Annotated in this window: 2 protein-coding genes; both read left to right on the top strand. The window is 78.2% G+C overall.

Annotated features, from left to right (window positions below):
- A partial coding sequence (locus tag PUR61_RS02595) for an SDR family NAD(P)-dependent oxidoreductase (RefSeq protein WP_329875172.1) occupies nt 1-9,960 on the top strand: 9,960 nt, incomplete at its 5' end.
- Nucleotides 9,961-9,973: 13 nt separating this feature from the next.
- Nucleotides 9,974-11,841 (top strand): type I polyketide synthase (locus PUR61_RS02590; protein WP_443034436.1); only part of this gene is annotated, 1,868 nt, incomplete at its 3' end.

The raw sequence follows: 11,841 nt of genomic DNA, 5'->3' as shown, positions 1-11,841 counted from the left end.
CCCACCCTGCGCCGCGACGAAGGCGACCGACGACGCCTCCTCACCTCCCTCGCCCACGCCTGGACCACCGGCCTCACCGTCGACTGGACCACCGCGATCCCCCGCGGCCGACGCGTCGAACTGCCCACCTACCCGTTCCAGCGGGAGCGGTTCTGGCTCGCCCCGAGCACGACCACGCCCCCGGGGGCGGGCCCGTCCACCGACGGTCTGTGGGACGTCCTGGAGCGCCAGGAGCCGACCGAACTGTCCGCCGAGCTCCAGGTGAGTCCGGCCGCGCTCGGCGAGGTGCTGCCCGCGCTGGCGGGCTGGCGGGCCGAACGGACCGCGACCGCCGAGGCCGACTCCTGGCGCTACCGGATCGGCTGGCAGCCGCTGGGCCTGAAGCCCGCCGAGGCGCCGGCGGGCCGCTGGCTGGCCGTGCTGCCGGAGAGCGACACCGCCTGCCGGGTGGTCGAGGCGCTCGCCGCGGTGGGCCTCGACGTGGTCCCGTTCACCGTGAGCGGACCCGGAACGGGACGCGAGGCGCTGGCGAAGCGGGTGACCGAGGCGCTCGGCGACGGGGAGGCGCCGGCCGGCGTGCTCTCGCTGCTGGCCCACGAGGAGCGCCCGCACCCGGAGTTCGCCGACCTACCGGGCGCGGTCGCGCTGACCCTGGCCCTCGTACAGGCACTGGGCGACGCGGGCGTGGAAGCGCCGCTGTGGTGCCTGGTCAGCGGGACGGCGGTGCTCGGCGCGGGTGAGCGGCCGGGCGGCCCGGTGCAGGGTGCCGTGGCCGGGCTGGCACGCACGGTGGCGCTGGAGCACCCCGAGCGCTGGGGCGGGCTGGTGGACCTACCGCCCGCCGACGGCGCGGGACTGGACGAGCGGGCGGCGCGGCGGCTGTGCGCGGTGCTCGCGGCCGCGCGGGACGAGGAGCAGGTGGCGGTGCGGTCCACCGGCGTGCACGGGCGCCGGCTGCTGGCCGCCCCCGTCCGGACGGCCGGGGACTCCGGGCCGGGCCCGGCGGTGTGGCGGCCGGCCGGGGCGGTGCTGGTGACCGGCGGGACCGGCGCGGTCGGGGCGCACCTGGCGCGCCGGCTGGTGGCGCAGGGTGCCGAACGGGTGGTGCTGCTCAGCCGCCGAGGTGCGGCGGCGCCCGGGGCGGCGGAGCTGCGGGCGGAGCTGGGCCCGGCCGTGGAGCCGGTGGCCTGCGACGTGACGGATCGGCAGCAGCTCGCCGCGGCCGTCGCCGCGTACCGGCCGGACGCGGTGGTGCATGCCGCCGGGGCACTGGACGACGGGGTCCTGGACGCGCTGACGCCCGAGCGGATGGCGTTCTCGCTGCGCGCCAAGCTGACCGCGGCCCTGCTGCTGGAGGAGCTGACGGCCGACCTGGAGCTGTCCGCCTTCGTGGTGTTCAGCTCGGTGATGGGCGTGGTCGGCAACGCCGGTCAGGGCAACTACGCGACGGCCAACGCCGCTCTGGACGCGCTGGTCGCGCGGCGCCGGGCCGCCGGCCTGCCGGGAACCGCGATCGCCTGGGGTGCCTGGGGCACCGAGGGGGCCGACCGGGGCACCGGCGGCGCGGGCGCCGGAATGCTGGCCGACGAGGTGGCCCGGCGGCTGGGCGACCGCGGTCTGCCGACCATGGCACCGCGCAGCGCGATCACCGCGGTGGCCCGCGCGCTGGGCGAGGACGACGAGCTGGTGGTGGTCGCGGACGTGGACTGGCGGCGGCTGGCCGAGTCGTCCGGTCTGCGTTCGGCGCTGCTGGGACGGCTGCCGGTGCCCGCCACCGCGGCGCCGGCCGAGGAACGGCCCGCGGCGGCGGAGCGGCCCGGCGAGCTGGCCGGCCGGCTGGCCCCGCTGGCCCCGGCCGAGCGGATGCACCTGCTGACCGACCTGGTGCGTGCCAACGCCGCGGCCGTGCTGCGGCACGCCGACAGCGGCGCCGTGCTGCCCGCGCGGGCGTTCGCGGAGCTCGGCTTCGACTCGCTGACCGCCGTCGAGCTGCGCAACCGGCTGGGTACGGCGACCGGTCTGCGGCTGCCCGCGACCGTGCTCTTCGACCACCCGACACCGCACGCGGTGGCGGTGCGGCTGCTGGCCGAGCTGGGCCTGGCGCGGGAGTCGGCCGAGCCGGGCCCCGCCGGTGCGCCCGGGGGCGGCGCGGCCGCCGGGCCGGACGGCGGCGAGCCGCTGGCCGTGGTCGGCATGGCCTGCCGCTTCCCGGGCGGGGTGGGCTCGCCGCAGGAGCTGTGGGAGCTGCTGGCCGAGGGCCGGGACGCCGTCGGTGACTGGCCGGCCGACCGCGGGTGGGACGTCGAGCGGCTGTTCGACCCGGACCCGGACCGACCCGGCACCACGTACAGCCGCAGCGGCGCGTTCCTGGCGGACGCCGGCGGCTTCGACGCCGAGTTCTTCGGGGTGAGCCCGCGCGAGGCGCTGGCCATGGACCCGCAGCAGCGCCTGCTGCTGGAGACCGCCTGGCAGGCGGTCGAGGACTCCGGGCAGGACCCGTCGGCGCTGCGCGGCGGCCGGGTCGGCGTCTTCGTCGGCACCAACGGTCAGGACTACGTGGACGCGCTGGCGGCCGCCGAGGGGATCTCCGAGGGCCACCTGCTGACCGGCAACACGGCCAGTGTGCTCTCCGGCCGGATCTCCTACGCCCTGGGGCTGGAGGGTCCGGCGCTGACCGTGGACACCGCCTGCTCGTCCTCGCTGGTCGCCCTCCACCTGGCGGCCCAGTCGCTGCGGCGCGGGGAGTGCGAGCTGGCGCTGGCCGGCGGGGTCACGGTGATGAGCACGCCCAAGCTGTTCGTGGAGTTCAGCCGTCAGCGCGGGCTGGCCCCGGACGGGCGGTGCAAGGCCTTCTCGGCGGACGCGGACGGCACCGGCTGGGGCGAGGGCGTGGGCGTGCTGGTGCTGGAGCGGCTCTCCGACGCCGTGGCCCGCGGCCACCGGGTGCTGGCCGTGGTCCGGGGCTCGGCGGTCAACCAGGACGGCGCGAGCAACGGCCTGACCGCGCCCAACGGCCCCTCCCAGCAGCGGGTCATCCAGGCCGCGCTGGCAGACGCGGGGCTGACCGCCGACCAGGTCGACGCGGTCGAGGCGCACGGCACCGGCACCCGGCTCGGCGACCCGATCGAGGCCCAGGCGCTGCAGGCCGTGTACGGGCGCGGCCGGGCCGCGGACCGGCCGCTGCTGCTCGGTTCCGTCAAGTCCAACCTCGGCCACACCCAGGCCGCCGCCGGGGTCGCCGGGGTGATCAAGACGGTCCTGGCGATGCGGCACGGCCTGCTGCCCCGGAGCCTGCACATCGCGGAGCCCAACCCGCACGTGGACTGGTCCTCGGGCACGGTACGGCTGCTGGCCGAGGCCGTCGCCTGGCCGGACACCGGCCGGCCGCGACGCGCGGGCGTCTCCTCGTTCGGGATCAGCGGCACCAACGCCCATGTGATCGTGGAGCAGGCGCCCGACGCCCCCGTGCGGGCGCCGCTGCCCGCGCGCCGTGCGCCCCTGCTGCTGTCGGCCCGGGGCCCGGCCGCCCTGCGGGCCCGGGCCGAGCAGCTGGCCGGCCGCCTGGACGGGCGGGAGGAGGTCGACCTCGCGGAGCTGGGCCGGGCCCTCGCGGTGAGCCGGGCCGGTCTGGAGCACCGGGCCGCCGTGCACGGCGCGGACCGGGCGGCGCTGCGCGAGGGCCTGCGGGCGCTGGCCGACGGCGCCCGCTCGGCGGCGGTGACCACCGGCGTGGTGCGGGCGGACGGGCGGACGGCGTTCCTCCTGCCGGGCCAGGGCAGCCAGCGGGCCGGGGCCGGGGCCGGGCTGTACCGTGCCGAGCCGGTCTTCGCCGACGCGCTGGACGAGGTGCTGGCGGCGCTGGATCCGCACCTGGACCGGCCGCTGCGCGAGGTGATGTTCGCCGCGCCGGGCAGTGCGGAGGCCGCGCTGCTGGACCGCACCCGCTACACCCAGCCGGCCCTGTTCGCCCTGCAGACGGCGCTGCTGCGCCTGCTGGACCACCACGGTGTGCGGCCCGACCTGCTGCTGGGGCACTCGATCGGCGAGCTGTCCGCCGCGCACGCGGCCGGGGTGCTGGACCTGGCGGACGCGAGCGCGCTGGTGGCCGCGCGCGGCCGGCTGATGGACGAGCTGCCCGAGGGCGGCGCGATGGTGGCCGTCGAGGCGACCGAGGAGGAGCTCGCGGCGGTGCCGGCCGCGTCGGGGGTCGACCTGGCCGCGGTGAACGGACCGCGCTCCTGCGTGCTCTCCGGTGACCGCGCGGCGGTGCTGGCCGTGGCGGAGGAGTTCCGGGCGCGCGGGCGGCGGACCAAGCGGCTGGCGGTGGGCACCGCCTTCCACTCCGCGCGGCTGGAGCCGATGCTGGCGGCCTTCCGGGAGGTCGCGGCGGGCCTGGCGTACCGGCCGCCGACGCTGCCGGTGATCTCCGACCTCACCGGTGAGCCGGCCGGCGCCGAGCAGCTGTGCTCCCCCGACTACTGGGTGCGGCACGCGCGCGGCACCGTCCGGTTCCTGGACGGCGTGCGGCGGCTCCGGGCCGAGGGTGCCGACCGCTTCGTGGAGCTGGGCGCCGGCGGGGTGCTCTCCGCGCTGGTGCAGGAGTGCCTGCCGGACACCCCCGAGGGCGCGGCGGTGGCGCTGCTGCGCGAGGGGCGGCCGGAGGACGAGTCGGTGACGGCCGCCCTGGCCCGGCTGTACGTGCACGGCACGGCGGTGGACTGGAGTCCCGGCGGCACCGGCGGCGGCCGGGTCGAGCTGCCCGGCTATCCGTTCCAGCACCGCCGGTTCTGGCCGGCGCCCGCCGTCACCGCACCGGCCACCGGGCGGCTGCGCTACCGGATCGACTGGCAGCCGCTGGAGCCGGGGCCCGCGGCCCGGCTCACCGGCCGCTGGCTGCTGGTGCTGCCCGAGGGCGCCGACGCGGACGGCCCGGCCGACGGCGCCGCGCGGGCGCTGGCCGCCCGCGGCGCCGAGGTCGAGCTGCTGCGGACGGCGGACGGTACGGACCGCGCCGCGCTGGCCCGCCGGCTGCCCGCCGCCGTCGACGGAGTCCTGGCCCTGCCCGGCACGGACATCGAACTGCTCGTCCTGGTCCAGGCGTTGGGCGACGCCGGGGTGAGCGCGCCGCTGTGGTGCGCGACCCTGGGCGCGGTGGAGGCCGGCGGGCAGCCGGTCGGGCGGCCCGAGCGGGCCCGGCTCTGGGGCCTGGGCCGGGTCGCCGCGCTGGAGCACCCCGAGCGCTGGGGCGGTCTGGTGGACCTCCCCGCCGAGCCGGACGACGCGGCCTGGGAGGGGCTGTGCGCGGCACTGGCCGGAGCGGGCGGTGACGACCAGCTCGCGGTCCGCCCGTCCGGTCTGCTGGGCCGCCGGCTGCGCCGCTCCCCGGTCCCGGCCGCCGCCACTCCCGCCGCCACCCCGGCCGCCACCCCGGCCGCCACCGCCCCGTCGGCGGGTTTCGCGGCCCTGCGCGGCACGGTGCTGATCACCGGCGGGACCGGCGGCCTGGGCGCCCAACTGGCCCGGCGGCTGGCCCGAACCGGCACCCGGCGCCTGGTGCTGACGAGCCGGCGCGGACCGTCCGCCCCGGGTGCGGAGCGGCTGGCCGCCGAACTGACCGCGCTCGGCGCCGAGGTCACGGTGGCGGCCTGCGACGTGGCGGACCGCGCTGCGCTGGCCGCCCTGCTGGACGGGCTCGGCGAGGAGCGGGTCGACGCGGTGGTGCACGCCGCCGGGCTGACGTCCGACACGCCGCTGGCCCGCTGCACGCCGGAGGGCTGGGCCGCCGAGTGCGCCGCGAAGGCGGCGGGCGCGGCCAACCTGGACGCCCTCCTGGAGGGCCACCGGATCGAGGCGTTCGTCCTGTTCTCCTCGGTGTCGGCGGCCTGGGGCAGCGCCGGGCAGGGGGCGTACGCCGCCGCCAACGCCCAGCTGGACGCGCTGGCCGAGCACCGGCGCTCGCGCGGGCTGCCCGCCACCTCGGTGGCCTGGGGACCGTGGGCGGGGACGGGGATGGCCGAGGGCCCCACCGGCGAGCGGCTGCGCGCGCTGGGGCTGCGCCCGATGGCGCCCGCGACCGCGCTGGACGCGCTGGAGCAGGCCCTGGAGCTGGACGAGACGCACCTCGTGGTGGCCGACCTGGACTGGACCCGCTTCGCGGCGCTCTTCGAGTCGGCCCGGCGCAGCCCGCTGCTGGCCGAACTGACCGCCGCCCGGGCGGCGTCCGCCGACGACGGCCGGGGCGACGACCGGGGCGAGGACCGGGGCGACGGTGAACCGCGGGAGGCTCCGGACGCGCAGTCGTCCCCCGGCGCCCTGCTCCGGGCCGGGCTGGCACCGCTGGGCCCCGAGGCCCGGCAGCGGCTTCTGGTGGACCTGGTGCGCAGCGAGTCGGCGGCCGTTCTCGGGTACGCCGACACGGCCCGGGTGGAGCCCGAACGACCGTTCCGCGAGGTCGGTTTCGACTCGCTGACCGCCGTCGAACTGCGCAACCGGCTGGTCACCGCGTGCGGCCTGGAGCTGGCCGTCACCACCGTCTTCGACCACCCGACCGCCACCGCGCTGGCCGAGCACCTGCTGTCGCTGCTGGTCGGCCGGACGGACGGGCCGGACGGCGGCGCGGGCGCCGCGACCGGTGGTCCGCTGCCGGTGGGCGAGCCGCTGGCCGTGGTGGGGATGGCCTGCCGGTTCCCCGGCGGGGTGCGCTCCCCGGAGGACCTGTGGCGGCTGGTCGCCGACGGCACGGACGCAGTGGGCGGGCTGCCCACCGACCGCGGCTGGCCGCTGGACTCGCTGTACAGCGGCGACCCGGAGGCGCCCGGCACCTTCTACGCCACCGCGGGCGGATTCCTGCACGACGCGGGCGAGTTCGACGCCGAGTTCTTCGGCATCTCGCCGCGCGAGGCCCTGGCCATGGACCCGCAGCAGCGGCTGCTGATGGAGACCGCCTGGGAGGCCGTGGAGCGGGCCGGCCTGGACCCGGCCGGGCTGCGGGGCAGTAGCGGCGGGGTCTTCCTCGGCGTGGCCGCGCAGGGCTACGGCGCCGGGCCGCAGGATCCGGCCGCCGACGTCGAGGGCCACCTGCTCAGCGGCACGGTGACCAGTGTGGCCTCCGGCCGGATCGCCTACACGCTGGGCCTGGAGGGCCCGGCCGTGACGGTGGAGACCGCCTGCTCCTCCTCGCTGGTGGCGCTGCACCTGGCCGGGCAGTCGCTGCGGGCCCGGGAGTGCTCGTTCGCGCTGGTCGGCGGGGCGGCGGTGATGGCGAGCCCGGACGCGTTCGTGGAGTTCAGCCGCCAGCGCGGGCTGGCCGCCGACGGGCGGTGCCGCTCGTTCTCCGACGAGGCCGGCGGCACCGGCTGGTCGGAGGGGGTGGGCGTGCTGCTGGTCGAGACGCTGACCGAGGCCCGGCGCCTGGGGCACCCGGTGCTGGCCGTGGTCCGCGGCACGGCGGTCAACCAGGACGGTGCCAGCAACGGCCTCACGGCTCCGAACGGGCTGGCCCAGCAGCGGGTGATCCGTCAGGCGCTGGCGAACTCCGGGCTGTCGGCCGCCGAGGTGGACGCGGTGGAGGCGCACGGCACCGGCACCACGCTGGGCGACCCGATCGAGGCCGGCGCGCTGCTGGCGACCTACGGGCGGGAGCGGCCCGGGGACCGGCCGCTGTGGCTGGGTTCGCTGAAGTCCAACATCGGCCACACCCAGGCCGCCTCGGGCGTCGCCGGAGTGATCAAGAGCGTGCTGGCGCTGCGTCACGCCGTCCTGCCCAGGACCCTGCACGCGGAGCGGCCCTCGACCCGGGTGGACTGGTCGGCGGGCGCGGTCGAACTGCTGACCGAGGCGCGCCCGTGGGAGACCGAGGACGGACGCCCGCGCCGGATCGCCGTCTCGTCGTTCGGGATGAGCGGCACCAACGCGCACGCCGTCCTGGAGCAGGCCCCCGAGCCCGCACCGGCCGGGGCCGGCGACGCGAGCGGCGCGACCGGCAGCACCGGCACGGGCGGCGCAGGCGACGCGGACGGCACCACCGACGCGACCGGCGCGGGCGGGCTGCCCTGGCTGCTCTCGGCCCGCGACGCGGCCGGGCTGCGCCGACAGGCCAGCCGGCTGCTGGCCGCCGTCGACGCCGACCCCGGGCTCACCGCGACCGAGGCCGCCCGCACCCTGGCCACCGGCCGCACCGCGCTGCCCCAGCGGGCCGCCCTGGTCGGCGCGGACCGCGACGCGCTGCGTGCCGAACTGTCCGCGCTGGCCGGGGGACTGCCCTCGGGCGGGGTGTTCGAGGGGCGGTCCGGCGCGCCGGGCACGGTCTTCGTCTTCCCCGGCCAGGGTTCGCAGTGGGCCGGCATGGCCGTCGAACTCCTCGACACCGCACCCGTCTTCGCCGAGCGGATGGCGCAGTGCGAGAAGGCCCTCGCCCCGCACGTCGACTGGTCGCTGACCGGGCTGCTGCGCGACGGCGACCCGCTGGACCGGGTCGAGGTGGTACAGCCGGCGCTCTGGGCGGTGATGGTCTCGCTGGCCGCGCTGTGGCGTTCCCACGGCGTCGAGCCGGCCGCCGTGGTCGGCCACAGCCAGGGCGAGATAGCCGCCGCCGTCGTCGCCGGCGCGCTGAGCCTGGAGGACGGCGCCAAGGTGGTCGCGCTGCGCAGCCGGGCACTGCGCCGACTGGACGGCGCGGGCGGGATGGTCTCCGTGTCGGCCGCGCGGGACCGGGTCACCGAGCTGCTCGAACCGTACGGGCCGGAGCTCGCCGTGGCCGCGGTCAACGGCCCGCAGGCGGTGGTGGTGGCCGGCGTGCCGGAGCGGCTCGTCGCGCTGCTGGCCGACTGCGAGCGCGCCGGGGTGCGGGCCCGGCGGATCCCGGTGGCGTACGCGGCGCACTCCCCGCAGGTCGCCGAGGTGCGCGAGGAACTGCTGGCACACCTCGCCGAGGTGCGGCCCCGGCCCGCCGAGGTCCCGCTCTTCTCGACGGTCACCGGCGAGCGGATCGACGGCGCGCTCCTGGACGCCGCGTACTGGTACCGCAATCTGCGCGAGCCGGTCGTCTTCGACACCGCGACCTCGGCGCTGCTCGCGGCCGGTTACGAGCTGTTCGTCGAGGTGAGCCCGCACCCGGTACTGGTCGCGGCGGTCGACGGCTCGGCGCAGGCCGCCGGCCGGCCGGCCACCGCCGTCCCGACCCTGCGGCGCGGCGAGGGCGGACCCGACCGCCTGCTGCGGGCGCTGGCCGAGGCCTGGGCGGCGGGCGCGCCGGTCGACTGGCGGGCCGAGCGGCCCCTGCGGCCGGACCGGCTGCCCACCTACGCCTTCGCCCGCGAGCGCTACTGGCTGCCCACCCCCGGGCGCGGCGGCTGGGCGGCCCTGGCCGGCGGCACGGCGGCGGGCTCCGCCCCGGTGGGTGACCCGGTGGCGGCCGGCGGGACGGACGGCGCGACGGACCCGGCCGGCGACCTGGCCCTTCGGCTGGCTCCGCTGGACCGGGCGGAGCGGCACCGGGTGCTGGTCGAGCTGGTCGGCGCCCACGCGGCCGCCGCCCTCGGGCACGCCTCGGCGGCGGCCGTCCGGCCCGACCGGCCCTTCGCCGAACTGGGCTTCGACTCGATGCTCGCGGTGCGCTTCCGCAACCGGCTGAGCGCGGTCACCGGCGTGCCGCTGCCACCGACGGCGGTCTTCGACCACCCGAGCCCGGCCGCACTGGCCGAGCTCCTGGAGAGCGTTCTCCGCCCGCCGTCGCGCGGCCCGGCCGAGGCCGAACTCGACCTGCTGGAAAAGGCCCTGGCCTCGCTCGACCCGGCCGGGCCGGACGGCCGCGAGATCGGCTCCCGGCTGCGCGAGCTGCTGCGCGGCTGGGGCGAACGGGCCGGCCGGGGCCCGGCCGAGGCCGAGCCGCCGGTGACCCTGGCGGCGGCGACCGCCGACGAACTCTTCGACCTGCTCGACAACGACTTCGGAATGGCCTGAGGGAGAGCTGGAACTGATGCCGGACAACGAGAAGCTTCTCGACTACCTCAGGCGAGCCACTGCCGACCTGGGCGACGCGCGGCGTGAACTGCGGGCCGCCGAGGACGCCCGGCACGAGCCGATCGCCATCGTCGCGATGGGCTGCCGCTACCCGGGCGGGGTGGACTCGCCCGAGCGGCTGTGGGAGCTGGTCGAGCGCGGTGAGGACGCCATCGGCGACTGGCCGGACAACCGCGGCTGGGACGTCGAGGGGCTGTACCACCCGGACCCGGACCACACCGGCACCTCGTACACCCGCAGCGGCGGATTCCTCCACCAGGCCGACGAGTTCGACGCCGGCTTCTTCGGGATATCGCCGCGCGAGGCGCTGGCCATGGACCCGCAGCAGCGGCTGCTGCTGGAGACCTGCTGGGAGACCGTCGAGCGCGCCGGTCTCGACCCGGCCGGGCTGCGCGGCAGCCGGACCGGCGTCTTCGTCGGCGCGATCGGCAACGGCTACGGGGTGGGCGCCCGGGGGCTGCCCGAGGTCGAGGGGCTGCTGGACACCGGGACGGCGAGCAGTGTGCTCTCCGGGCGGGTCTCGTACACGCTGGGCCTGGAGGGTCCGGCGATCACCATGGACACCGCCTGCTCCTCCTCGCTGGTCGCCCTGCACCTGGCGGTGCGCTCGCTGCGCTCGGGCGAGTGCGAGCTGGCGCTGACCGGTGGCGTGTCGGTGCTCGCCGCCCCGGACGCGTTCGTGGCGTTCAGCCGGCAGCGGGCGCTGTCCGCCGACGGCCGCTGCAAGGCGTTCGCGGGCGCGGCCGACGGCACCGGCTGGTCCGAGGGTGTCGGCGTGCTGCTGCTGGAGCGGCTCTCCGACGCCGTGGCCCGCGGCCACCGGGTGCTCGCCGTCATCCGGGGCACCGCGGTCAACCAGGACGGCGCCAGCAACGGCCTGACCGCGCCCAACGGCCCCTCGCAGCAGCGGGTGATCGCCGACGCGCTGGCGGACGCGCGGCTGTCGGCCGCCGACGTGGACGCGGTGGAGGCGCACGGCACCGGCACCACGCTGGGCGACCCGATCGAGGCCCAGGCCCTGCTGGCCGCCTACGGACAGCAGCGGCCGGACGGACGGCCGCTGTGGCTGGGCTCGCTGAAGTCCAACATCGGCCACAGCTCGGCCGCCGCCGGGGTCGGCGGCGTGATCAAGATGGTGCAGGCGATGCGGCACGGTGTGCTGCCGAAGACCCTGCACGTGGACGAGCCCACCCCGTTCGTCGACTGGTCGGTGGGCGCGGTCGAGCTGCTGACCGAGGCCCGCCCCTGGGAGACCGAGGGCGAGCGGCCGCGCCGCGCCGGGGTCTCCGGTTTCGGGGTGGGCGGCACCAACGCGCACGCGATCGTCGAGCAGGCGCCGGACGCCGGGGACCTGCCGGACGCCGCGGGCCCGGACGCGACCGACGCGGACCCCACCGGCCCGGTCCCGGCCGGCCCGCTGCCCTGGGTGCTGTCGGCGCGCGACCCGCAGGCGCTCCGCGCCCAGGCCGCCCGGCTGGCCGCCTCCCTGGCCGACGGGCCCGCGCACGACCCGGCGGAGATCGGCCGGGCGCTGGCCACCACCCGCACCGCCTTCGAGCACCGCGCGGTGCTGGTCGCCGAGGACGCCGCGGGCTTCGCGGCCGCGCTGGAGGCGCTGGCCGCCGACCGGACGGCGCCGAACGTGGTGCTGGGCACCGCCGGCCCGGCGGGGAAGACCGCCTTCGTCTTCCCGGGGCAGGGCTCGCAGTGGGCCGGCATGGCCGTCGAACTCCTCGACACCGCACCCGTCTTCGCCGAGAAGATGAACCAGTGCGAACAGGCCCTCGCCCCCCACGTCGACTGGTCCCTCACCCAACTCCT

Source organism: Streptomyces sp. BE20, assembly GCF_036322525.1.
In the GTDB taxonomy this organism is placed as follows: domain Bacteria; phylum Actinomycetota; class Actinomycetes; order Streptomycetales; family Streptomycetaceae; genus Kitasatospora.
This window is presented reverse-complemented; position numbering and strand designations above follow the sequence as displayed.